This is a genomic window from Lactobacillus sp. (genome assembly GCF_051893255.1).
Taxonomy (GTDB): Bacteria; Bacillota; Bacilli; order Lactobacillales; family Lactobacillaceae; genus Lactobacillus.
In genome coordinates this window covers 1-24,029 of record NZ_JBJFHB010000052.1, presented here as the reverse complement: position 1 = coordinate 24,029, position 24,029 = coordinate 1, and the positions used below count along the sequence as shown (strand labels likewise).

Sequence of the window (24,029 nt, the reverse complement as noted above, 5' to 3'; positions counted from 1 at the left end):
CCTTTGGCTAACAAGGTTTGGGGGAATTGTTTCGCCAAAAAGCCTTTGGCTAACAAGGTTTGGGGGAATTGTTTCGCCAAAAAGCCTTTGGCTAACAGGGTTTGGGGGAATTTTTCGCCAAAAAGCCTTTGGCTAACAAAGTTTGGGGGAATTGTTTCGTCAAAAAGCCTTTGGCTAACAAAGTTTGGGGGATCATCACCACTAGATATTTACCTTTTTGCCAAAAGAAGCCTATACTGAAAAGAAAGAGGCAAAAAGATGATTAAAAAAGAAGTAAACGTCAGCTTGTTATATGAATTAGAAAATCTCCACCATGTCGTGGTTCAGGCGTCTTACGTCGATGGGGAATCTGTCTACGCCTTGCAGCTGCTTCACAAGCAGACCGACATCGCTGTCTACCATGGCAATGCCCGCGGGAAAAAAGTCTATTTTGACCCGCACTTTCCGCATGTCTACTTGACTGACAAGGCGGGCGGCCACACGCAGACTTTTACCTATAGCGGAACCGGCCGCAAGTGGTACATTGGGACCAAGCCGAAAAAATACGGTCATACCCTCTGGGACATCCAAATCGCCCGGCTAGACCTGGACGTCGTTCCGGTCCAGCATGACTCTAATACCCAGATGTCCCGCTTGTCCCACTTGAATCGGGCAGGGGCATCCTACGGTGACGGCAGCGTGCAGTATGAAGGAAAATTGTATGAGCGTATGGAAGCCGCGGTTTCTCCAGACCTCAAAACCTTCATGGTCGCCACGATTGACCTCAATCATGTGGGCCACTTTGCCATCTATGACAACAACTTAATTAATGAAAAATTGGCTGAGGCTGAGTCCAGTCACACAAATGTCAACATTGAAGACATCCCTTGCCTTGGCGCTTTTACCATCCCGCACTTTAACCAGCATCCCCTTAAGTCCATTCAGGGCTACGCCATCGATAACGGCGCCAATATCTACGTCTCCAGCCAGCCTAGTCCTAAGCCTGGCCTGTTTGGCCACTATAAGCAGCAGAGCCCCCGCGAAATCGTTAAGATTCCCTGGGGCGAAGCCAACAGTAAAAAGTGGTCGGTAGCTAACTTGGACCGCGAAAAAGTCCTTGACCAGTTCGGTTTTGCGACCGAGTTTGAAGGAGTTCAGGTGGATGAGTCTGGTGACCTTTACCTGACCGTTGCCTACCATGCCAAAGATGACGGCACGACCTTGAAAAATCGGATTTACCGCATTAAGGGTTTGTAAAAATACCAGAAATGCAAAAAGAAGCTTTGAAACGAGATTTTGTTTCGAAGCTTCTTTTAGATATAATTGTTAATTTGTCTGCTTAATACCTACAGAATTTCTTCCATGCAGGTAAATTGCGGCTTCATGCCCAGCCTTTGGTAAAAGGCTTCGGCATCATTGCCATTCCACACGTGCAGGGTCACATTGTGGCAGCCAATTTGCTTGGCAAAAGCCTTGGCGTATTCGTAAAGGCTTTGGCCCACATGCAAGCCGCGGCTGTCTTCATCCACGTAGAGATCATCGATGTAGAGGGTTTTAACTGGCTCTAAGATGCGACTTTCAGGCTGTCTTTGGATCTGGGTCATGCAGTAGCCTAGTACCCGCCCAGCTTTTTCAGCGACAAAAATGGGATTTTGCTCATCCTCAATCATTTTTGCCAAATCGTCATCAGAATACTTGTTGGCGACCTTAAAGAGGTCAGGGCGGATCTCGTGGTGGATCAGGTTAACCTCGGCTAACAGCTTGCTAACGGTGGGGATGTCATTTTCATCCATTCGTCTAATTTCTAATTCAGTCATGTAAAGCTCGCTTTCTAGCTAAAAATTGTCTATTAATCCAAAGATATTAGCATTATTTTAGTCCAAAAGTGTGACTATTCAAAGGCCATTTGGCTGGTATAGAGCTGGTAGTAGAAGCCGTGTTCTTTGAGCAGGTCCTTGTGCGGCCCTTGCTCGATGACTTGTCCATCCTTTAAGACCACGATCTTGTCAGAGTTTAAGATGGTCTTTAGGCGGTGGGCGATCACGAAGCTGGTTCTACCGGCAATCATGTTGTCCATGGCTTTTTGAATCTTTTCTTCCGTAACCGTGTCAACGTTGCTAGTGGCTTCGTCCAAAATCAAGAAGGCGGGATCAACCAGCATGGTCCGGGCAATCGACATCAGTTGCTTTTGCCCGGTTGAAAAACTGGCCTTGCCGTTTTCGATCTTGGTTTCATACTTGTCAGGGAGAGTCATGATGAAGTCGTGAATCTGCGCTTCCTTAGCTGCCGCAATGACTTCGTCCATGGAAGCGTCAGGCTTACCATAGCGGATGTTGTCGGCCACGGTCCCTGAGAAGAGGACGGAATCCTGCAAGACGATGCCGACATTTTGTCTGAGACTAGTTAGCTGAATGTCTCTAACATCAGTCCCGTCAAAGGTGACCTTGCCGCCAGTTACGTCATAGAAGCGGTTGATCAAGTTCATGATCGTGGTCTTCCCGCTCCCGGTTGGTCCAACGATGGCGACAGATTGGCCCTTAGCCACTTCGATCGAGACATCCTTCAAGATCTGCTTGTCAGGATTGTAGGCGAAGTCAACGTCTTCTAAGCGAACAGCCTGGTTGATGCCGGAAATCTTTTTACCATTTTCAACCCGGTCTTCTTCGTCTTGCTTTTCAACATTAGCCAAGCGGCGAGCGCCAGTAATGGCCAACTGAATCATGGAGTAAATAGAGGTGATTTGCGTCAGCGGCTGGAAATAGGTCCAAGAGTATTCGGTAAAAGTCACGATCATGCCTAGACCCGCTGCCCGGCTGACCTGTCCGGTCACCATCAAGAAGGCGCCGGCTGAAATCACGATGGCAAAGTTCAGCATGGCAAAGCCATTTAAGAGGGGGTTCAAGATCCCAGAGTAAAATTGCCCTTTGAACATGGCTTCCCGCACCTTTGCATTCTTGTCTTTAAAACCGGCAATAGAGTCTTGCCGCAGACCCTGGGTCAGGATCACGTTTTGGCCGTTGAGCTGCTCATTGATGTAGGCCGTTAAAGAGCCGACTTCATCTTGCTGCTTGTCCAGGTAAACGCGAGCTTTTTTCATGATAATAAAGGAGATCACCAAGATAAAAGGCGTCGTCGCCACGACTGCGATCGCCATCTTCCAGTTGAGGACGAACATGAAGGCGATGGTCCCAAAGAAGAGGAAGCTTTGAGAAATGATTTCAGAAAAGGCGTTGTTTAAGGCGTTAAAAATATTGTCCAGGTCACTGTTAAACAGGGACAGGATCTGCCCGTCTTGGTGGGTGTCAAAGTACTTAATGGTCATTCTTTGCAATTTGCCAAAAAGTCCCTTGCGCATGTCGTTGTTGGAGTTGGCGTTAAACTTGGTCATCATGATCCAGGCAATAAAGGTTGCCACGGAGTTTAACACGTAAAAGCCCGCCATGAGGGCCAGGACCTCAAAAAAGCCAGACAAAGTGGCGTTGCCCTTTGAGGCCGCCTTGATGTAGCTGGTCAAGCTAGAAACAGCCTGTCCTAAAAAGGTTGGGGCGACCACCTGGGCCGCAGCGGCTAAAAGGTAGATGAGGGCCGCGATTGTAATTTGTTTTTTGTATTTTTTGAGGTACTTCTTAAAGTAGTTAAAGGCAGTTGCGTTTTCCTGCATTACAGATCCTCCTTTCTTTCCTTGGCTTTTTGGGTCTGGTAGATTTCCTGGTAAACCGGTGAGCTCTTAAGCAATTCTTGGTGGGTGCCTTGGGCAACCAGCTTACCATCATCTAAGACTAAAATCTTGTCAGCGTGCATGACGGAGACGATCTTTTCGGCAATCATGATCACCGTCGTCTTGGACAGTTTTTTCTCCAAGGCTTCTTGCACCAGTTTTTCGCTCTTGGCGTCAAGGGCGGAAGTGGAGTCGTCCAAGATCAGGATTGGTGAATCGGCAATCACTCCGCGGGCAATGGACAGCCGCTGCTTTTGGCCACCGGAGAAGTTGGCAGAACGCTCTTCAACTTCGTGGTTGAAACTATCGCCATAGGTCTGGATAAATTCACTGGCTTGAGCAATCTGGGCAGCACGCTCAAGTTCATAAGAGGTAGCGTCGGCTTTGCCCTGGCGGAGGTTGTCAGCGATCGTCCCGGAGAAGAGGACCGGCTTTTGCAAGACGTAAGATACCGTCTTATGCAGAGCTTCTTCGCTAACTTCCTTTAAGTTGGAGCCGCCAATCTTGACCTTGCCGGTTGATGGGTCATAGAGGCGGTCGATCAACTGGGCAATGGTAGACTTGCCAGATCCTGTAGCCCCGACAATCCCAATCATTTGGCCCGGCTCAGCCTTAAAGGAGACGTGCTTTAAGACTGGCTGGTCGCCATCAGGGTAGGTGAAGGAAACGTCTTTAAATTCAATGGAGCCCGTTAAGGCATCTTTTGGGGCTTTTTCGTTAAAGACGACTTCTGGTTCAGTGTCCATGACTTCCTTGATCCGGTTTAAAGACACGTTCCCGCGGGAAATGGCCATCATGGCCATGCCAACAAAAAGGATGGCAAAGAGCAGGGTCAAGACATAGTTGACGTATGGACTGATGGCCGTCACGTCGCCTGGATGGCTCAAGATGGAAGTCCCAACCAGGTAAACCACCAGGGAAATGGTCAGGTAAGAGACCAGGGTGGCAGCTGGAATGATGATGGAGAACCAGTAGCCGATCCGGATGTTGATTTGGTTTAAGTCGTCAGAGTCTTTGTTAAACTTTTTGATTTCTTGGCCTTCTTGGTTAAAGGACTTGACCACCCGGACGCCTTGGAGAAATTCCCCAGCCCGGCCAGACAACTTGTCCATGTAGATCTGGAATTTTTCAAAGTCGCCGGTCATTTTGCCTAAAACGTAGCTGCCGATCCCCAAAACCAGAACCAGCATGACAAAGATGGCCCACCAGTAGCGAGGCAGGATCACGATCGCCATGACAAAGGAGCCGATCATCATGATCGGCAGACGCAGCAGCTGCATGAAGATGGTCATCACCATGTTCATCACTTGCTGCATGTCGTTGATCAGGCGGACGCTGAGGGATTCAGAGGAGAATTTTTGGATATTGGCTAGGGAAAAAGTCTGAATCTTGGCGTAGGTATCTTCTCTTAAGTCACTAACCACGCCCTGCGTAATCCGGGCAGCGTAGTAAACGTTGAAAACACCGGAAACAATGGCTAAAATCCCCGTTGCCACCAAAAGACTGGTGTCGCGCAAGACGGCGCTTGACTGGTCAGCCAGCAGTTCTGCCTGAACCTGCTGGAGGAGGACTGGCTGGTAGAGGGTGGTAAAGACGGAGAGGAGGATGGCAATCGCTGCTCCTGCCACGTCTTTTTTGTAATTCTTTAAGTAGGGTAGTAGTAGTTTCATATTTCCTCTCTTTCTAGTTAATTGGTACTTTTGGCAATTTCGGCTTGCAAAAGGTCGGCCCACTCACTGACGAGCTGGACGGCTTGCCTAGCCTTGGCCTTGCCAAACTTAGCGATGACGCGTTCTTCAATTTGAACTAAGGGAGCAATTTTTTCCTTGGCATAGGTCTGTCCCTTGTCAGTTAATGCGCAAAACTTGACCCGCTTGTCGTCTGGACTGGGCGTCAGAGTCAAATAGCCAGCGTCTTCCAGTTGGTGCATCCCCTTATTGATCGATTGCTTGGGGATACCGGAGCGGTAGACCAGCTCTTTTTGCGCCATTTGCTCATGAGTCAAGAGCTCATAAAGAATGATGCTGGTATATTGGGTTAGCCCCCGGCTTTCATCGTAGTGCTGGTAGGCATGGCTCATCTTGATCGTGGCCAGATTGGCAAGCTCGGTCAAGCTGTCTTCTTTTTTATTTACAAGATTTTTGTCCATAAAAAGTCCCCTTGTGTACTAAATCTTCAACTAGTTTAGTCCCTATATGGACTATTGTCAAGAGTCATGTTTGTAAAATTTGCATGCTATAATGAAAAAGTGACGTTAAAGATTAAGAGAAATCAGGAAGAAGATTTAAATGAAGGTATTAAAAAGAATTGGTCAAATATTGCTGGTTTTGCTGGCAGTTTTAGTAGTCGTGGTGGGTGGCTACTACATTTACCTGGCTAGCCATTACTACCGGATTCCGGACAAGCAAAAGCAGGCAATCCATAATAATCAAACGGCCATTTTAAAGGCAGGCAAGACTTACCGGGCGACGACTTATAATGTAGGCTTTGGGGCATATAATCAGAAGTTTTCTTTTTTCATGGATGCTGGGGAGTTGAAAAATGGCACCAAGCTCCGTGGGACGCGCGGGACGGCTTTTTCAAAAAAGGCGGTGCTGGCTTCGACTAACGGCGTTATTTCAACTTTGAAAAAGCGAAAGGCAGATTTCATGCTTTTTCAAGAGATCGACACCAATTCAACGCGGTCTTACCACGTGAACCAGGTGAAAAAGGTAGAGCAGGCCTTTCATGGCTATGGCAATACTTTTGCCTCTAACTTCCATGCGGCCTTCATTGCCTTGCCGCTGAACAACCCGCACGGGACGGTTAGAAGCGGCCTTTTGTCCTTAAGCAAGTACCGGATGAGCAGCGCTGTTCGCCGCAAGTATCCGGTATCTAGCGGCCCCATTGAAAAGTTCGTTGACCTCGACCGCTGCTTCACCGTCATGCGCTATAGGGTCAATAACGGGAAAGACCTGATTTTGATCAACTCCCACATGTCGGCTTATGACAAGGGCGGCAAGATGCGGAAGGCGCAGATGAAGCTGCTCTCTAGCGTGATGGAAAAAGAGTACCAGCAGGGAAATTACGTAATTGTGGGCGGCGACTTTAACCATGCACTGGGCAAGGACATGCTGACGCACTTTCAGCACGAGGAAAAGATTCCTAGCTGGGTCTCGGTTTTGAGCGAAAAGATGCTGCCAAAGGATTTTAAGATGGTCAAGGCAAGCAACCGAGAGAACGTGTCGACCTGCCGGGCGACGGATATGGCTTATGATCCCAAGGTCAACTACATGACTATTTGCGATGGCTTTATCGTGTCAAAGAATGTGGAAGCTAAGGCTTTTAATATTAATACTCAGTTTAAGTATGCGGACCACAATCCGGTGAGACTGAGCTTTAAATTGAAATAGGGGAGATTGCTATTTAAATACTGCATGGAATAATTATGAAATGAGGTGATGGTGGATACTAATGAGTTGTATTGGACTTGTATTTTATTTTCTTTCTTAACAACACATTAATAGGCAAAAAAGTCCAAAGTCTGGAATGACTTTGGACTTTTTTACATTAGTTAAGGATTGTCAAGCAAATCTTTTACAAATAATAATAACTGTAAAAGGAAAGGCAAATATCTCTGGTAATTAATCTTTAATCTGCTATGCTTATAGTAGAAGAATGATTTCGTGAAAGGGGAAAATCATGTACTATCAAGATTACCGAGAAAATTTACAGAATATTTTAGACAACATTAAAGGCGACCAAGACTCGTTAAACCTTGGTGCCATCGCGATTATTTCGCTTTTGGACATGGCCATGGTTAAAGAAGACGGCGATGACAACGATGAGGAAGAAGATGAGCAGAGTGAAAAAGATGATGAAGACGCTAACGACGATAATGCTAATGAAAACGATGACGAGAAAATAACAGGAGGGGATGAAGAACCTGAAAAAGAAAATGATCAGGATAAAGCAATTGAAACAAATCCGAAAGCTGAAGAGAATAATGAGGAAAAGCTCGAAATTGTAGAAAAAGCAGATAATGATGACAAACTGGAAGAAACAGTTCCAGAAGAAGCAAAGTCTGAACCCGTCCCTGAAATCAAGACGGTAGAGGATGAATACGGCGTTCCAGCAGGTCACCGCGCCGTTATTGTGGAAAGATCTCTGCAGGGCGTTCATCTACATAACGCCAATACCAATGAATATCTTGGGACTTTAAACGAAGAAATTACCCGCCGCTTTAATATCGGCAATGGCTCCTTGATTGAAGTTAAGCCAGTTGAAGGCCGATTTGCTTTTGTCAGAACCTTGCACCAAGTTGATGAGCCTGAAAACAACGATGTGTTCCACTTTGCTGTGGTCAAAAGAGAAAGTGCGGCTAACACCCTTTATGTGGACTCCAATGTGGGCGGTGACAAGCTGAGCGACTACAATCCGACCCAAAATACCTACTTTATTCCAACCGTCGTCAATAAGCTGACCTCTAGCAACGGCTTCGTCAGTGAAGGCGACATCTTGGACTTAGCCTGGAAGGAAGATCGCCCAGAAGAAATCCGGATTAGATGGGTCTACCCAGATACCAATTTGGGTTCAATGCCATCGCATAAAGCAAAGGAAAAGAAGAAGGAACCATCACCTAATGCGACAACGCCAAAGAAGGGCGTGCCAACTCCTAAAAACGTTAAAGAGGATAAGCACAAGACCAATGAGTCCATGACCAACATTGCCTATAACCTGAACGGGAAAAAGGTGACGGTAGTGATTGGCAATGAAATTAGAAGTACTGTCGTTAACAGTTTGATTTCAGCTCATAACGGCAAGGGAAATGTGATTGATGCTTTCAAGTTCTCCAATGTCGACAAGTTTTATAAAAAAGCATTGCGGCATACCGACCTGGTCGTGATGGTGCAGAACTTGAACAAGCACGCGACGAGCAAGACTCTGCAAAAGTATGTCAAAAAGTACAAGCTGAGATTTGCCATTGCGGACTCGGCTGGTCTATCTTCAATCGAACGGGCAGTTTACCGTGCATATAAGGGCCTGCCGGCTTATGAAACGACCAACCAGCCGGTAGAATACCCGATGGCTGAATAAATGAATATTGTTTAGCGCTCTACAAAAGTGGGGTCAAGCTTACTGGCAAAATGTTAAGGGTAGTAGTGAATTCCATGGCGGTAAAAGTTTTTCCGTTAACCAGTGGATTTCTGAATATGATGAGTACTGGGCGTTTTACCGAGTAGTTCCAGTAAAGATTAATAACAAAGCCACTACCGTTTTGTTCTACTTCAATGGTTATACTTTTGCAGACTATTATCAAAGCAAAGCTTTGGCTAAGAAGTACCAGAAGAAAACTGGGAGTGCGAGATTTAGCTAGGATTAAAAAGACAGCCGTGTGGCTGTCTTTTTTGAGTCTTATGCTGGTTCAGTTAGGTTATTCTTAACAATACTTTGGTCGACAGAAATAAAGTGATTCTTACCATCGATTGTGTGATCAATCAAGGTAAAGTAGCTAGTATCCTTACTGTTTTCAGGAACTGCTAAGCGAGCATTGTAACCAGTAGCAATAAAGTTGTCGGCGATGTCGTAAATATTCTTTAATAACAGTTCTTGTTGCTCATCGTCGATCCCGGAGAAGGATTCATCCATTAGGATGATCTTTGGAGCTTTAGGATTAGTCATCTTCTTTTCGTCTAATTCCAAAACGATCAAGAGTGGCTCCAAAATTGCCCGGCTTCTTTGTCCTTCAGAGAAGGCGTTAAGCTTACGATCAGTCATCTTTTCCTGTGGCTCATTAGCATGGCGGCGGAAGCTGATGTTGAACCGGTACCACTTTTTGTAGTCAAATTCTTCATAGAAGTGGTTGACTAATTCTTCTTTGGTCATCTCTTCGTTATTGTCTTTAATGAAGGTCCAGAAGCGGTCCATTAGCATATTGATTGCTTTTTGAGTTTCCGGGCTATCAAGAGAAGTGTTACCAAAGGCAGCCAAGTAGTCTTTCTTGTAATCAGGAATTTCACTAAAAGTAGTGTAGAAGGAGATGTGGTTAGTTTGTTCTTTTTCTCTCAAAGACTTACTGATCTGCTTGGTCAGGCTGGTTGCTTCCGCGGTGGCTTGACGGATCTTTTGGAGTATCGTTGAATTGTTAAGATAACGTGCAAGACGCTGAACTTCGTCATCAGCAGAAGCTCTGAAAGATTCCAGCTGCTGGTTAATTTCAGAATAGAGTTTGTCTAGCACAAGTTCTTTATCGCCAAAATAGTAGTGAACGACGGCAATGCTACCTAGAAGTGATTGCACTTGAATTAAGTCCTTGTTTTCGAGTGGTAACTTAACAAATTCTAGGAATTTATCGTTTTTAACACGATATTCAGTTTCATTGTTAATCTCGTTTATTGCAATCGTGTCCAGATTAGCCCGATTACGGTTGGCTTTTTTGATTGTGTCGTTCTCCCAATCGGCAGGGGATGCGTTCTTTACCTTATCGGTTAGCTTAAGCTGGTCTAGCAGCTTGCTGATCTCCTCATATTCTTTGTTCAACTTTTCAAAAGCATCTTTCTTACTTGGAAGAGCTTCTTGATCATTCTTCAGAATATTCTTCTGATCAGATAAGCGATAATTGCAGTAGGAAAGTTCTCGCTCAAGGTCTTTAAGCAAATGTTTAAGTTCAGAGGCTCGTGCTTCTTGTTCCTTAGTTTCTGGATCATTTCGAATCTTATCCAGTTGCTCTTGCAAGGTTTGGACTGTCTGCAGAATTTCCTGAAGGCGATTTTCTTTAAGCTTAACTTGCCCTTCTTTATCACCCGCTTCTTGCCGACTTTGGGAGAGATGGTCTCTAGCAGCATCAACCCGCTTATTCTGTCTTGTGATCGCTTCTTTTTGTTTTGATAAATCTCTTTGCAGGTTTTGATAGCCTTGCCAGTTGCTGCGGTATTGGAAGAAGGCCAATTCGTCAGTAGGCAAGTCGGGGCAAAAAGCTTCGACTAATTGATTTCGTTCATTGCGGAACTGAACAAGTTGCTGGTTCAATCTGGCTTGTTGCTCCAGCCGTCTTTCTTGGGAAGATAAAGCAGTTTGATAGGCGATGTTAGCTTCTTTAACATGATCACTGCTTGGAAAACTAGCAGGATCAGCCTGATCAAAGAGCTGTTGGTAGGTAGCTCTTTGATCAACCAATTTATTTAATTCAGCTTGCCCTTGAACAATTTGAGCATTTAATTCAGCTATTTGCCGTTCACGTTCTTTTTCCCGGTTGCTTTCACCGATGTGGGTAATAGCTGCACCTTTTTGACTATGAACAGCAAGACTGGCAAATTGGATGTGTCCATCTTCAACGGCAATTGCTTTCAAGAAGTCATTAACGCGTTCATCTTGACTTACCAAATAGTCGGCTAGATTGTTTTGACCATTTCCAAGATTTGAAAGTTCTGAGTAACTCTTGGCCTCTAAACCAGTTTGGATGTCTTCACCATCAAACAGGGCGTAGAGAAGATTAGAGTACTTTAAGTCGCTTTCGATTTGCAGTTGTAAGTCACTTGGGACGTCATCCTTAAAGTCAACCAATTCAAAAAGCTGCTTGCCCTTGGCGAACTCAGCAGTGGTTTCTGGTTTGTGGTGTTCCTTTAGCGTTCTCAGCTCAGCATTTAGTTGGCTGAGTTGTACTTTTCGATCAGTGATTGCATTCTCAGTCTTGATAATAGCTTCCTGGTACTGTGCCCGGGTATCGCTAACGATTTTTTTTCGTTCCTCGTAGTCATCAAGGTCAAATGCATCGGTTTGATCAAAGCTGATTTCTCTTTCAGATAGCCAGGTAGCAGTTTCTTGGTTTAACTGGCTTAAGGCATCATGAATTCGATCAAGAAAGGCGTCTTCATTGAAGCTGTTGATTTCCTGATTTAGCATTTCTAACTGACTAAGCAACTTCTGATTTTGCTTTTTTAACTGAGTCAGTTTTGTTAAAAGTTGACCTTGTTTAGCAATTAATTGGTCTGCGTCAGAGTATTTTTGAGCAAACTCTACTTGATCTGTATAAGCAGGCAGCTTTTCTTCAAGTTTGGCAAGTTCGTTCTTCTGACTTTCCAGGAGTTGTTGCTCATTGAACAAAGTCTGCTCGTTTTCGGTCAGACGCTTTTGAACGTTTCTAAGCTCAGATTCAGTTGTCGTCAGATCTCTTTGCCGAATTTGCGCTTCCTGTTTTCCTTGCTCAATTTGTCTAGCAAGTTCTTCGAGATTTTTTGCAGCTAAAACGGCTTGAATCGCATTGAATTCTGCTTCTTTAGCTGTTAAGTCAGCTTGAAGCTCACTCTGTTTTTCTTCAATATTTTTAATTTCAGCTTCAGTATTAGCAATATCCTTGGTGAGCTTCTCATAGACAGCTTTTTTATGTTTCAAATCCTGAGTAGCATTTGCCTTGGAAGTTTGAATTTGGGCTAAGATTGGTTTATTGGTCAGTTCCTCCCATTCTTCTGTCTTGACCAGGGCAGCGCTGAGTTTTTCTAAGGCTGCTTTTTTCTTTTCTTCTTCAACCATGGCCAAGGCATTGTCGATGAAGTTTTCAACAGTAGCCTTATCCGCGTAGTGACTGAGATTTGGTAGGGCAGTCTTTAAGGCACTATCCAGGTCAGCCGTGCTTCCAGTTTGTTTTAGCGGTGGCTTTTCAAAAGCGGCTAGGTGTTCAAAATATTCCTGCATTTCGCTTTGATTTTGGAAACCAAAGAAGAGTTGGTTGATTCCCCTCTGGTAGTCAGCCTGGGTATCATAGCGCCGATCGACAAACTGTTTGACAGCACCGCGAAATTCAGCCCAACTGGTTGAATAAGGTACAGTATCTCCCTTAACGCCGCTTTTTAGCATATAGTAATAGTGGTTGGTATTTGAGCCATCAACTGATTTATTGTAGGCCAAAAGCAAGGTTTGAATATTTTCGTCAGCCTTAAATTCCACCCAGGCAAAGGCAGCCTCACCAGGCTTAACGTAGTAGTCTAGACTTCTCTTACTGTCCACAATCCGCATGTTGCCTAGGAAGATCGTGGGGAAGAGAGAGAGCATGGTTGCCGTTTTGCCAGAACCATTTTCGCCGTTGAAAACGATCGATTGAGTGTTGGCATCAAAGACTTGGTTGCGGTAGTTGAAATAGTTGTAAAAACCAAAGCGGTTAATCTTGTAATTCGTCATTCTTTGTTTCCTTATCCTTTATAAGCAGCTTGGTTAAAGAAGTAGTAAACCAGGTATCCCGCTCTCTTGATAATAAGCCATAGTAGGTTAATTCTGCTAGTAGTTCCCGCAATTTAACTTTGAGACTAGTTGCCTTTTGTGAGCCGTTCATGGTTTGGTAGCTTTGGGTTTGTTTGGCTAAAGCAGCCAAGTCTTCAAATTGGAAGCTAGTCAAGTTGCTTTCGTTAATCAGCTCAATTAATTCAATTGCCATTGCGTCTTGCTTGCTTTGGACGGTATTGGGAAAGTCGAGTTGTGAGTAGTTAAGCAAAATGTAGTAGTCATCGACATTGACTAGTCTTAAACCTTCTTTTGTTTCTGGGTTATAGAAGGGCTCAAAGAAGTTTTGCAATTGATTGTACTCGTTTTTGCCAAAATTTTCCCGCCGGTAAAAGCCGTTTAATAATAGTTCTTGTCTTGCCCGGTCATTCCCATTTTGATTCCTGCTAGTTAGGTCAATTGGATCATGGGGCACCGGCCTTTTAGTTAAGACGTACAAAGAATCCTTCTCATCTTGGTCGCGCAATTCCAAAATGCCATCATTTTCTAGTTTGGCAATGATGGGCTTCAGGTAGTCAAAGATTCTAACGGAACTAGATTCTGAAAGACCTTCTTTGTCATTGATGTAGGCCACGATATCTTGGTAGAGGATAGTCATCCCAACCTGTAAACTAGCCAGTCTGGCAAGAGTCTCGTAGTAGACACGGTATAAGAGGGGATCGGCTTGTTTTCTCTTATCAGCCTCGATACCGACTGGCCGAGTATTTGAGTAAGCCCGTAGATGCAGGTCTTGATCTAACACCAGATTGAACTTGTCTTTCAAGTATTTAGCAATTTGCAGACGATTCTGCTTGATATAAGTCGTGCTTTTACCTGCTAAAAGTTGCGGCATGATCTGGCTCCAGTCTAGTTCTGCCATCTGTTTTTTACCTCCAATCGGCAATTACATAAGATTAGGGTCTGCTTTGGTGAAGAGATTACCATGTCACCAGGCAGGAAAGTTTTGATTAAGAGATAGTCTCCTGTCTGAGCGGTTGCCTTGACCATCTTTTGTCCATCACTAGAAAAGTGGTATTCAAAGTAACTTCCCTTGATTAGGTCGAGTAAAAAGGAGAACTCGTCATCACTTAGTTCCCGTAGGTCCTTCGCTAATAGACTTTGGCCTAACCGTTTCTGCTTCTCTCTAACTGCTTCATGTTGCTTTTGTTCAGCTGCGACTGCTGCTTTTTCATCGTCAGTCAATTCCATTGATCGAGCCGACCGCGTCTCAGCCTGTTTCCGCTTTTCTGGTGTGAAGTTGTAATGCAGTTCTTCGTCGTCTAACTTGTAGTAGGCGTGCTTGGAGACATACCAGTGGTGAAATACAGGGGTACCTTCATAGCTGTCAAAAAGGAGAGCCATATCTTCAGCCGACATTCCTTCTTGGAACATATCAGCCATTTTTAAAAAGCGCTCAGCACGCTCTTTGCTGACTTGGATCTCCCGATTTTGAGAAATTAGATCGATCAAGGCAAAGAACATGTCATTGAGCCGAGCCAATAGGCTAGAATAAAGACCGCTATCACCATGCTCGCTTTGAGCAATATCAGCGACATTTCCGGCAATGATTTCTGCAAGTTCGTCGCTAGTCTTGGTGGCGTTGAAGGCCAAAAGCTCATTGGCAAGCGGCTTGTAAAAAAGTTTGGGGCCAATTTTTTCTTGGGATTCAGCTAGGTCAAAGATGGCCTTTTGCACGTCGCTAATTTTGGGTTCAACGCTATCAATAACTTCCTTAACGACATCCCGGAGTTTAAAGAGCTCTTGATTTAAGTCATTGGTAGTATTGGCATCCGTTTCTAGCCTGAAAACCTGCATGCTAAGGTCATGAATGTTGGTGGCAAAAGAATCGATTCGGTTCTTGAGGCGATTGTAGATCCCGTTGTTGTAGCCGAAAGACAGGTCATAAAGAGAAATCCCGTCTTTAAAAAGCTGAGCCTTAACCTCCGCATTGTCTGACTGAGTCAGCAAGGTCTCGAGACTGGTCTTTAAGAGAACCAGGTTTTTGATTAGCTGATCGGTTTCAGACATTGATAGAGATTCCCGAATTTGCTTTTGCAGATTGGCAATCTTGTCAAAGGCTTGAAAAAGCTCCATGCTTTCACTTGTTAAGGCATAAGCTGTTGTCTGCATGGCTTCTTTCATACTGCGAGCTTTAGCCTGGTTGGTGAGGGGGATCGTCTTCAAGTTCTTGCTTTCAGAGAGCTTTTTTAAGACCTTAGTAACCTCATCATAGTCTGCCTTCAGGCTTTCACTAAGCTTTAACGGCGTGTATTTGCCCATGGGATGGCTGTTTAAGAAAACGACGATGTCACGAGCGAGGCTAGGTGCACTGATCGCTTTTAAAAAGCCGTCAGCTTGGGACATAAAGTTTTGATTGTCATAGAAAATCATGGATTGACTCCTCGAAAATAACACGCTTTTTGCTTTGGATTTCCTTAAGTAATGTTGCCAAGACTGGATTGGCGACTTCGTTGATCTTTTTATCCTTAACTGGTGGAACGCTTTTATCGTAAAAGCGCTGATAGGTGATGTAGTCCATGTTAAGTAAACGGATTTGCGGAAATTCACTAAGTAAATTGTCGGCAATCTTTACTCCGCTTTGGTCTAGGTCACCGGAGTAAAAGAGCTGGCAATGGTTTTTAAGCAGCTGTTTGATCAGCTTTTTAGTGGCTAAATTTACCTGACCGCCGGTGCAAATAAAGGCTCGGTCTGGATACTTGGCGGCTAAGGCCGAAGTGACGCCAGAATTTTCATGGAGGTAGATTGAAATCCGTTCTGGCCAGGTAATCTTGTCGATATCGGGCAAGGCAATAATGTCGTAAGTTAAAGGCGTCTTTAGTAAATTGGCAGTCATGGCAAAGTTGTAAAGCTGGTCAGGATAGATATTGTAATCTGGTAAGTTAGCATCTTCGCCTAGCTTAAATTTGATGATTTTTTCTAAAAGGCTGCGTCCCTTGCTTCCGCGGTCAAGACCGTGCGGGTCTCCAAGTATCTTCAGAGCAAAAGAAGGTAGGAGAATCGGTTCTTCTGGCATGGTCCAGGCTAGGGCCATTTGTCGGTAGAAAGCCAAATCACCAAGCAAAGTCTTTTTGGCGACATTTTCGCGCAAGAAACTAGCATAGTCTGGCTGTATAGAGGATAAGAAATTCTCTAGCTTTTCTAAATCGGTGGATGTTTTTTGCTTCCTGCGATCCTTGTTAGAGACTAGAGGCCCAAAACGAGCCTCAAGGTCTTGGTAAACCTGATTTGCTGTTTTCCCATATTGGGAAAAGATTCGGTAGCAAGGAATGGTGTAGGTGTCAGTTTCTGGATTAAATTTGGCATTAGTCAGCAACCCGAGGTCTAAGAGATCGGATTTTTTCAGAGGGAGGCGCCAATTTTTGATGATGCCATTTTCACCTTTTTTAATGTATTCGTCTTTTATAAGTGCTTGCCAGTCTAACATCAGCAATGTCCAATCTATAAACATCTGTTTCGGTTGATCATTCATATCATACCAGATCCTTGCATAAAAAGGATTACGAACAGGCGATGTAATTAAATTCCTACATTTTACAGAAAGTGTAAATGAAAGATCTTGACCATATGGATAAACTGGTATATTTTAATAGTAGTAAAATAATTAAAGCCATTAATGTGTAATAAAGAGGATCAAAATGAAAAAATTACAAAAAGCTGCAGGTTTGGCGGCTGTAAGTTTGAGCTTGCTAGCCATTAGTGCTGAACCGCTGTTGAGTACAAGCGATACCGCTTATGTCTTAGCTGCTAAGAAAACTGCCAAGAAGTCAGCTAAGACCACCAAGGCTAAGAGGACTAGCAAGAAAAGTGCAAAGAAGTCAAAAAAGTCTACTAAGTCAACTAAGAAATCAACTGTAAAAAAGACTGCTAAAACAGCAAAGACTAGTAAGAAAACTGCCAAAAAAGTTGTAAAAACAACTACAAAGAAGACAACCAAGAAGACAGTGAAGAAGATGACTGCCAAGAAGCAGACCTTGGCCCAAAAGTACCAGCCAAGGGAAAAGTCTGGTGTCGCTAAGTTAACTTGGGGCGGGGCTTTTGCCTTTAGCGATGCTAAGAATTACATTACTAATGTTACTAAAATGCCATCTGGTACTTACTACCAATTTGAAAAGTGGGTTGATACTTACCAAAGCGGCAAGCATGTCAGTCCAATCAAGGCCTACTACACGGATGGCTCTAGTGAAGTTGTAGGTTCAGTGACCTTCCAGGTGCCAGAAGCCCTCGCTGTGAAGTACGCATACTTTGTTCAAGACTTGACGGTGCCTGTTAATGGCAAAATCGATATTGAAAAAGATATCGTCACCGACAGCACAATCCCAGCCAATGCTGCAAAGTTCTACTTCTGCAAGGAAGATGGCACGGTAGTTGCTGGACCTGACACGTCCAAAGCTGGGAGCTATGAGTACCACATCAAAGCTGTTTACACCGATGGGTCAGTTCGCTTAAGTGGCAAGATCACGGTTACGGTAGAATAAGCAGAATAATTAGTCAAAAAGTCGCTTGATAGCGGCCTTTTTTCTTTTTTGAAATAAAGTTACAGCATTTTTACAAATATAGTCTAAAAATAATTATAAAATTACTACTAACATATGTTATAATTTAGCTAGCAAGAAATTATTACTATGATAAGGAGGGGAAGATGAAGAATAAGAAGCATTTCGTTCAAATACTCGTTGGACTTATAGTTTTATGTCTTTCCCTTGCCTTGGCCAAGCCAGCAGCCGCAGCCAATCACACCATCAACTTTGATCACAAGATCAGCTGGACCAATGGCGATTGCGGCATCATGTCTAGTGAATCCCTGGTTAGTGAGCGGAAGGCACTCGACGCTGCTGGAAAAAAGAGCAAAAGCCTGACCGTCTACTCCCGGCAGAAGCTGATTGTAACTGGGTCCGATCAAGAGTCTGGTAAGGAAATTTACCGGATGACGGCGGATACGGTTGATGGGACCACAAATCAGGATAGTACTGCGAAATATTTTTCCTTAAAAGATGTACCCAAAAAGTATGGCAAATATCAGGCTGTTGGTGAAATTCCTGCAAAACTGACTTCCGCCATTAATTTCAAAAATGAGTCGGGAATGACTTTTTACCACGTGCAGTACCGGAAGGTGAAAAGCACAAATACTAGTACAAACGGCGTCGTGTCAACCTCCGCGGTTAAATTGTAAAGCCAAAAAGCTAAATCAAAAGTTCAAAAAGAAAGAAGGCCGTTCAATTTGTTTATTATTCCAGATCAAAATGCCGGCATGATCATGCTGGGCTTCATCGGGGCCTGCGTCTTGATCGCTCTAAGTTTCGCAATCCGCATTATCATCGATATGAAAAAGTAGAAAAGGTCGCCTTGAAGGCGACCTTTTCTTTTTGCCTTGTGCTATCTTGGATAGTGGAAAATGACTTTGGCTAGGGTGTTGTGCTAGCAAGTAAGAAAGAGGCAAAAAATGAAAGTTAGGAAATTAGTGATGATGGCGGCAGTCGGCGCCAGCTTTTTAGCAATTGGGACGCCGGTTAGCGCTAAAACGCGGTATTTAAGCGGGATTGAGTATGGAATTAGCGCCAAGCAAAAGGCGGTTACGACCAAGAAAATGAAGGTCTGGAAGGTCAAGACCGGTACTTGCGAGGCAAACAATTATTTTTCTAAGGCCGGCTACATCAAGAAAGGGACTACGCTTTATCACTCCCAGTGGTTCATGAGCACGGGTGGCGGCTGGATCGTGAAGAGCAGCAAGTACAAGGCGACCAAGCGGACCTTTTACTTCGTGGCCGCCAGCGAGAAGACCAAGTGGTTTAAGAATGTGGCGGCTAAGAAGAAAGTTGCGAAAAAGAAGACCGTGAAAAAGCTGGCTAAAAAGACTGTCAAAAAGCCTACCAAGAAAACAACTAAGAAAGTTGTCAAAAAGCCGATTAAGAAAGTAGTCAAAAAGACGCCGAAGAAGGTCGTCAAGCTGACGATGGCACAAAAGTACCAGCCACAAGTAACTAGGCAAGTGGTTAAGCTGAAGTGGGATGAATACTTTTCATCATATGATGCCAAAAAGTACATCACGAACGCGTCGGCAATGCCTTATGACACGGATTATGAGTTTTTAGATAAAGTCGATACCGAAAAGTCAGGGATGCACACCAGCCGAATTAAGGCTGAGTACCAGGATGGCTCAAGTGAAATCGTTGGTACGGTTAGCTTTGAAGTGCCGCAGTTGCAGGCTGAGAAGTATCCGTTTGACGTAAAAAATATTACGGTGCCGTATAACGGTGAGATTGATATACGGAAAGACATCGTAACGAATGCGCCTGGGACCTTGCCTAACGATCCTGCGTTGGTCACTCAGGATACAACTGACTTTGAATACTGCCGGGCAGATGGTAACGTGCTGGCTAATGACCCAGATACGTCTGAACCGGGGACTCGTAGCTACTACGTCAAAGCTTTTTACCCAGATGGGTCAACTAGGGTCAGCAAGCAATTTACGATCATGGTTCAGCAGCCAGATAACCAGGTTTACCATCCGAGTTTGAAGGCATTAAGTTTTACCTTTGACACGGGGACGGCGCTACAGGATTGGGATAGTAATAAATCTGAGGAAAAACTGATTGATCCAAATCAATTCTTAAATAATGTAAATAACCTACCTAATGGTACTGTAATTCATTTAATGGGAGATCTAGAAAATCAAGATAATCTAGACGAAGAAGGCACATATAACACGTACATTGAAATCACCTATCCAGACGGGACGACGACCAAAACTTTGGGATTTTCTGTTATTGCTAAATAAAAAATAGCCGTGAACTAAGCAGGGATGCTGGCTCGCGGCTTTTTTTAAAAAAACTTGACAAGGATGCCTTGCTTCTGCTATTCTATAACGATTTAGCGGTGCACAGCTAGATGGACGGCTTGGGGCGAAAGGAGAAAATCATGTACGAATACGTATCAAAGAAAACTGTAAAGATCTATAAAGCGCGCTGCAATGAATATCTGTCTCAGCTCAAAAAAGTCTTGCAGGATAAGTATCAGCTAAAAGTTCAATCTTCCCTGATTGGCAGTGGCTCAAAGGCTCTGGTCACCCGCAATGGTAATGAGCCTTTTGACCTAGATTACAATCTTGTCCTAAAATCCATGCCCGAAGACTTTGAGCAAGATCCAAAGAAACTGAAGGATACTGTAAGAGTCGAGCTAGACAAGATTATTCATGACAATAGTTCAGTACATGATTCTCATGGCAAGGATTCCACCGCACCGATCACGTATTTCTTCCCTGCTCGCTTTCATGGTGAAGAGCCTTTTGGACTAGATCTCGGGATTATTTGGCAGAAAAAGGGTCAGGCATTACGTTTGATTCATTTGAAAAAAGATGATCCTGATCGCTTTGTTTGGAATGAAGTCTTTGATTCCAAAAATACCGAGGCTCGAGCTAAAAAGATCCAAGAAGCCAAGCAATGGAATGAATTACGCAATGAATATCTAAAATTGAAAAATGGGTACCTGAAAAATCAATCAAAAGATATTTCCTCCTATGTGGTCTACGTGGAAGCCGTAAATAACGTTTTTTCAAGATTAAAAGGAGAATTATAATCATGTCAAAAGTATCAGGTAATAACCACAGCCAAAGTCAAATGGATCACCACGCCAACCAAGGCACTCCAAATAACGCTGCTCACCAGGCAGCGCAAGACAATCACGCTAACCAATGCAACCCTAATAACAGTGCCAACCAAGGCGGCAAGGGCAAGTAGCCAGTAATTATCGGCATGGATTGGAAACAGCCACTGAGTATATCTCGGTGGCTGTTTTTTCTTTTTTAGTAACTAGATTTTACTAAAAAGAATCTCTTATACTTAGTAAATGTGATAGAATGTAAACGGAAACAGTAATTGTATAGAAATTGAGGAAAAAATATGAAGAAAGAAGCAATCATTACTACTGCCGCTTTGGCAGGTGCTGTGTTAACTGTTAATGGACAAGCTACGCCGGTTAAGGCAGATACTGTATCTAATACACAAACCGCAACTCCTGCACAGAACACCACGATACAAGAAGCCGTGAATACTGCAGAAGCTAACAAGGCGAGCGCTGAATCAGATTTGCAAAATGCTAAGGCTGAAACTGCTAAAGCACAAAACGCCTCAGATGCTGCTGCAAAGGCCGTAAGCGAAGCGCAGGGCAAGGCTGACCAAGCGCAACAAGCAGCTGAAACGGCTCAAAAGGCTGCTGAAGAAGCAACACCAGAAGCAAAGAACAATGTCCAAAGCAATTTGGAAAAAGCACAAGCATCAGAGAAGCAAGCAGAAGATAATTACTCCAAGGCATCATCCGCTGTCAACGATGCTCAATCAGCAGCCAATACCGAAAAGGCAAAGACTGCTGATCAACAAAGCCAAGTAGATAAGCAACAGTCAACAACTGACAAAGCTGAAGCTGCTAATTCTCAAGCTCAAAGTGATTATCAAAAGGCACAAGATGCCACTAAGCAAGCAGTTGCTGACCAAACTAACGCACAAAACAAAGTAAATAGTGCGGAAAAACAAGTTAGTGATGCTGAACAGCAAGTTGAAACGACAAAGGATGCTCAAACTAAAGCTGACCAAGCCGCTGACAAGGCAAAGCCAGAAACTGAGCAAGCTCAAAAAGAAGCAGATGCTAAGGCGTTAGAAGAAAGCCAAGCTCAATCAGCTTATGACAAGCAAGCGAGCCAAACTCAGAAAGCCGACCAAGTTGCTAACGCAACTAAGAGCGTTTCCGATGCTCAAGATAAGGTATCCGAAGCAGAAAAGGCTGAAAGCGAAAAGAAGTCAGCTGCTGAGCAAGCGGCAGACAAGCTTGAACAAGCTAAGAAGCAAACAGCTGATGCACAAGCTAACCAAACTGCAGCTGAACAGAAGCAATCTAGTGCCGAAAAGACCCTTGAAGACGCAAAAGACGTTCTTAATGGCTTTGAAAAAGCTGAAGAAGCGGTCAACACGGCAACTGACAATTACAATAATAAGAATGCAGCAGCTAACGAAGCCGCAGAAAACTTGCAGACTGCAAACAATAAATTAAAGCAGGCAACTGATGCCTACAACAAGGCAAAACAAGCAGCCGAAGATAATGCCAAGAATGTCATGACTGCTGAACAGTTCTTAGATAAGATCTCAAATGGCGTTTACTCAGAACAATTAGCTGCTGCTAAGGAAGCATATCCTAATTACACTATTACCGGTAATGCCGCAACTTATGAAAACATCAAGCAAGCCCTTAACTTTATTGATGGTGTAAATGAATACCGCCGTAAGGCTGGAATCCCTGAATTAAAGGTTGCTGGCTACCTGCTGGCTGATCAGGCTGTCGAAGCTGATCTTAACTCACCTTACGCTGGTTCAGTGGGCCACAGTGATATTGCAATTGCTACTACCCGTAATCTTTCTTGGGGATACCCTGATCCAAACGCAGGTTGGATGGCAGAAAAATCAACTTATGACAGCTGGATGGCCGCTCACCCAGATTCTAAGGGGGCATACTGGGTTGATGGCGAAGGTTTTACGAATAGTTTTGATCTAGACGGCACTCTATACTTTAATACCGGTCACTATTTAAACATGATGGGCAATGTGGCCTATGCCGGCTTTGGCTGGATTGGTGATACTGCTACTGCCGCACTCGGCATGACTTACGATGTTCCATCAACTATCAATGGCCAACCTGTTCTTACGGGTACTACTGATTACTTCCGTGGTCTTATTAGCAATGCGGAAGCTGCCGCAAATGCACAGGCTAAGCTTGAACAAGCTGTTGCTGAAGCTAAGAGTGCGCTAGATACTGCTACTAGCGAGCAACAAGCTGCTCAACAGAAATCTGATGCAGCTGCTCAAGAACGTGACAATGCTAAGACTGTTAAGGATCAAGCAGAAGCAAAACTAACAGAATTGAGAAACGGTCCAGTTTCCGAAGAAAAAGCTAAAGCTGATGTTGAAGCGGCTCAAACTGCATTAGAATCAGCCCAAGCTGCTACTGAAACCGCACGGAACGAAACTAAGAAGGCTCAGGATGCGGAAGCCGCTGCTTTAGCTGCTTCTCAAGCGGCTAACACTGACTACCAATCAGCGCAAGCTACTACTCTTGCCGCTAAGAACGAACTTCAAGGTGCTAAGCAAGAATTACAAAAGCTTGATCCAAGCTTTAAGCTGAGTGATAGCGTAACGCCAGCTACTCTAAAGGCGGCTCAAGATGCAGCTGGCACTGAAAAGGCTAAGCTGGCTTCATTATCTGTGAAGTTGAATGCCGCTAAAGAAGCATCAAAGCAAGCACAAGCCAACTTGCAGAATGCTACTGCCAGTCAAAAGAACGCTGAACAAGCGGCTGTTAACGCAAAGTCAGATTATGAAAATGCAAAGACAGCTTTAGCTACCGCTCAAGCAAGCCTGGCCAATGCTCAGACTGAGAAGACTAAGGCTGATCAGGCAGTTGCTACTGCTATGCAAAATGAGGAAGCAAAGAAGGCAGTTGCAAATACGACTGCAAAGAGTCTAGAAACAGCTCAAGCTGCATTAGCATCATTGCAAGCGTCCTTGAAGCAGGCTCAAGCTGATTTAGCAAAAGCTAACCAAGCAGTAGTCGTTGCACAAGATAATCAAGCTAAGGCAAAGCAACAAGTAGAAGATGCCAAGAAGGCTGTCACGCAAGCACAAGATCATCTTGATGCCTTAACCAATTCTCAAGAAAACTTGGCAAAAGCTAACGCTGAGCTGTCTGCCGCTAAAGCCGCTTTAGCAACTGCCAAGGTAGATCAAACTAAGGCAGATGAAACTTTAGCAGCCGCAAAGGCAGCTGAACAAGCAGCTCAAGCTAAGTACGATCAAGCAGTTAGTGCGCTCAAGACTGCTCAAGCTCGTTTAGCAATGGAAGAAGCTGTTAAAAAGGCTGAAGAGGAAAACGCTAAGAAGCAAACTCAGACTGGTACTAAGACGGCTCCAACTGGTGAAAAGAAGCCTTCCGCAGTAATTACGCCAGTAGCTAATAAGACAGCTTCTACCAACACTGCTACTAAGCCAAGTTACCAGGTAAGCACCGCTACGAACAACAAGAATACTACTTTGTTGAGTGG

General features: G+C 44.3%; 17 protein-coding genes. 9 read left to right on the top strand and 8 right to left on the bottom strand.

Annotated features, from left to right (window positions below; genetic code table 11):
* Positions 1–258 precede the first annotated feature (258 nt).
* Positions 259–1,236 (top strand): class III bacteriocin, encoded by a 978-nt coding sequence (locus ACI4WN_RS04470; RefSeq protein WP_439777148.1) that lies wholly within the window; start codon positions 259–261, stop codon positions 1,234–1,236.
* Positions 1,237–1,325: 89 nt separating this feature from the next.
* Here ACI4WN_RS04470 and ACI4WN_RS04465 read toward each other — a convergent pair whose 3' ends face one another.
* From ACI4WN_RS04465 to ACI4WN_RS04450, 4 genes are all read right to left on the bottom strand, one after another.
* Positions 1,326–1,796, bottom strand: a complete 471-nt coding sequence (locus tag ACI4WN_RS04465) for a GNAT family N-acetyltransferase (protein ID WP_439777147.1) — start codon at positions 1,794–1,796, stop codon at positions 1,326–1,328.
* Between the two features lie 74 nt (positions 1,797–1,870).
* Complete coding sequence (locus ACI4WN_RS04460; RefSeq protein WP_439777146.1) at positions 1,871–3,640, bottom strand: ABC transporter ATP-binding protein; 1,770 nt, start codon at positions 3,638–3,640, stop codon at positions 1,871–1,873.
* Positions 3,640–5,367 (bottom strand): ABC transporter ATP-binding protein, encoded by a 1,728-nt coding sequence (locus ACI4WN_RS04455; protein WP_439777145.1) that lies wholly within the window; start codon positions 5,365–5,367, stop codon positions 3,640–3,642. The genes ACI4WN_RS04460 and ACI4WN_RS04455 overlap by 1 nt, the downstream gene beginning before the upstream one ends.
* 17 nt (positions 5,368–5,384) lie before the next feature.
* A complete protein-coding gene (locus tag ACI4WN_RS04450) occupies positions 5,385–5,846 on the bottom strand; it encodes a MarR family winged helix-turn-helix transcriptional regulator (RefSeq protein WP_439777144.1) in 462 nt (153 codons plus the stop codon).
* Between the two features lie 139 nt (positions 5,847–5,985).
* Between ACI4WN_RS04450 and ACI4WN_RS04445 the strand changes: the two genes are divergently transcribed.
* Together ACI4WN_RS04445 and ACI4WN_RS04440 are read left to right on the top strand one after the other, a co-directional pair.
* Positions 5,986–7,089, top strand: a complete 1,104-nt coding sequence (locus tag ACI4WN_RS04445; RefSeq protein WP_439777143.1) for an endonuclease/exonuclease/phosphatase family protein — start codon at positions 5,986–5,988, stop codon at positions 7,087–7,089.
* Between the two features lie 289 nt (positions 7,090–7,378).
* Positions 7,379–8,773, top strand: coding sequence for a DUF2325 domain-containing protein (locus tag ACI4WN_RS04440; protein ID WP_439777142.1), 1,395 nt, complete (start codon positions 7,379–7,381; stop codon positions 8,771–8,773).
* A gap of 318 nt (positions 8,774–9,091) precedes the next feature.
* Here ACI4WN_RS04440 and ACI4WN_RS04435 read toward each other — a convergent pair whose 3' ends face one another.
* The 4 genes from ACI4WN_RS04435 to ACI4WN_RS04420 form a co-directional block, all read right to left on the bottom strand.
* Positions 9,092–12,619: an SbcC/MukB-like Walker B domain-containing protein gene (locus ACI4WN_RS04435; RefSeq protein ID WP_439777141.1), complete on the bottom strand. Its 3,528-nt coding sequence runs from the start codon at positions 12,617–12,619 to the stop codon at positions 9,092–9,094.
* 211 nt (positions 12,620–12,830) lie between these two features.
* Positions 12,831–13,808, bottom strand: a complete 978-nt coding sequence (locus ACI4WN_RS04430) for a hypothetical protein (protein ID WP_439777140.1) — start codon at positions 13,806–13,808, stop codon at positions 12,831–12,833.
* On the bottom strand, positions 13,796–15,319 hold the full coding sequence (locus tag ACI4WN_RS04425; RefSeq protein ID WP_439777139.1) for a hypothetical protein: 1,524 nt from the start codon (positions 15,317–15,319) through the stop codon (positions 13,796–13,798). Before ACI4WN_RS04425 ends, ACI4WN_RS04430 begins: the two co-directional genes overlap by 13 nt.
* A complete protein-coding gene (locus tag ACI4WN_RS04420) occupies positions 15,306–16,418 on the bottom strand; it encodes a DUF2399 domain-containing protein (protein ID WP_439777138.1) in 1,113 nt (370 codons plus the stop codon). The genes ACI4WN_RS04425 and ACI4WN_RS04420 overlap by 14 nt, the downstream gene beginning before the upstream one ends.
* Before the next feature lie 166 nt (positions 16,419–16,584).
* Between ACI4WN_RS04420 and ACI4WN_RS04415 the strand changes: the two genes are divergently transcribed.
* The 6 genes from ACI4WN_RS04415 to ACI4WN_RS04390 all read left to right on the top strand — a co-directional run.
* Positions 16,585–17,424 (top strand): Rib/alpha-like domain-containing protein, encoded by an 840-nt coding sequence (locus ACI4WN_RS04415; protein ID WP_439777137.1) that lies wholly within the window; start codon positions 16,585–16,587, stop codon positions 17,422–17,424.
* A gap of 164 nt (positions 17,425–17,588) precedes the next feature.
* Positions 17,589–18,119, top strand: a complete 531-nt coding sequence (locus ACI4WN_RS04410; protein WP_439777136.1) for a hypothetical protein — start codon at positions 17,589–17,591, stop codon at positions 18,117–18,119.
* Positions 18,120–18,389: 270 nt separating this feature from the next.
* Positions 18,390–19,724: a Rib/alpha-like domain-containing protein gene (locus ACI4WN_RS04405; RefSeq protein WP_439777135.1), complete on the top strand. Its 1,335-nt coding sequence runs from the start codon at positions 18,390–18,392 to the stop codon at positions 19,722–19,724.
* 140 nt (positions 19,725–19,864) lie between these two features.
* On the top strand, positions 19,865–20,521 hold the full coding sequence (locus ACI4WN_RS04400; RefSeq protein ID WP_439777134.1) for a hypothetical protein: 657 nt from the start codon (positions 19,865–19,867) through the stop codon (positions 20,519–20,521).
* 2 nt (positions 20,522–20,523) lie between these two features.
* Positions 20,524–20,682, top strand: a complete 159-nt coding sequence (locus ACI4WN_RS04395) for a hypothetical protein (RefSeq protein ID WP_439777133.1) — start codon at positions 20,524–20,526, stop codon at positions 20,680–20,682.
* A 162-nt stretch (positions 20,683–20,844) separates the two neighbouring features.
* Positions 20,845–24,029, top strand: a 3,185-nt coding sequence (locus ACI4WN_RS04390; protein WP_439777132.1) for a hypothetical protein, incomplete at its 3' end; no start/stop codon positions are given.

Excerpts from the sequence above, each read along its gene's own strand:
- ACI4WN_RS04415 (WP_439777137.1), top strand. The coding sequence starts at position 16,585 with ATGAAAAAATTACAAAAAGCTGCAGGTTTGGCGGCTGTAAGTTTGAGC.
- ACI4WN_RS04445 (WP_439777143.1), top strand. The coding sequence starts at position 5,986 with ATGAAGGTATTAAAAAGAATTGGTCAAATATTGCTGGTTTTGCTGGCA.
- ACI4WN_RS04425 (WP_439777139.1), bottom strand. The coding sequence starts at position 15,319 with ATGATTTTCTATGACAATCAAAACTTTATGTCCCAAGCTGACGGCTTT.
- ACI4WN_RS04455 (WP_439777145.1), bottom strand. The coding sequence starts at position 5,367 with ATGAAACTACTACTACCCTACTTAAAGAATTACAAAAAAGACGTGGCA.
- ACI4WN_RS04410 (WP_439777136.1), top strand. The coding sequence starts at position 17,589 with ATGAAGAATAAGAAGCATTTCGTTCAAATACTCGTTGGACTTATAGTT.
- ACI4WN_RS04395 (WP_439777133.1), top strand. The coding sequence starts at position 20,524 with ATGTCAAAAGTATCAGGTAATAACCACAGCCAAAGTCAAATGGATCAC.
- ACI4WN_RS04460 (WP_439777146.1), bottom strand. The coding sequence starts at position 3,640 with ATGCAGGAAAACGCAACTGCCTTTAACTACTTTAAGAAGTACCTCAAA.
- ACI4WN_RS04430 (WP_439777140.1), bottom strand. The coding sequence starts at position 13,808 with ATGGCAGAACTAGACTGGAGCCAGATCATGCCGCAACTTTTAGCAGGT.
- ACI4WN_RS04400 (WP_439777134.1), top strand. The coding sequence starts at position 19,865 with ATGTACGAATACGTATCAAAGAAAACTGTAAAGATCTATAAAGCGCGC.
- ACI4WN_RS04465 (WP_439777147.1), bottom strand. The coding sequence starts at position 1,796 with ATGACTGAATTAGAAATTAGACGAATGGATGAAAATGACATCCCCACC.
- ACI4WN_RS04420 (WP_439777138.1), bottom strand. The coding sequence starts at position 16,418 with ATGAATGATCAACCGAAACAGATGTTTATAGATTGGACATTGCTGATG.
- ACI4WN_RS04405 (WP_439777135.1), top strand. The coding sequence starts at position 18,390 with ATGAAAGTTAGGAAATTAGTGATGATGGCGGCAGTCGGCGCCAGCTTT.
- ACI4WN_RS04440 (WP_439777142.1), top strand. The coding sequence starts at position 7,379 with ATGTACTATCAAGATTACCGAGAAAATTTACAGAATATTTTAGACAAC.
- ACI4WN_RS04450 (WP_439777144.1), bottom strand. The coding sequence starts at position 5,846 with ATGGACAAAAATCTTGTAAATAAAAAAGAAGACAGCTTGACCGAGCTT.
- ACI4WN_RS04470 (WP_439777148.1), top strand. The coding sequence starts at position 259 with ATGATTAAAAAAGAAGTAAACGTCAGCTTGTTATATGAATTAGAAAAT.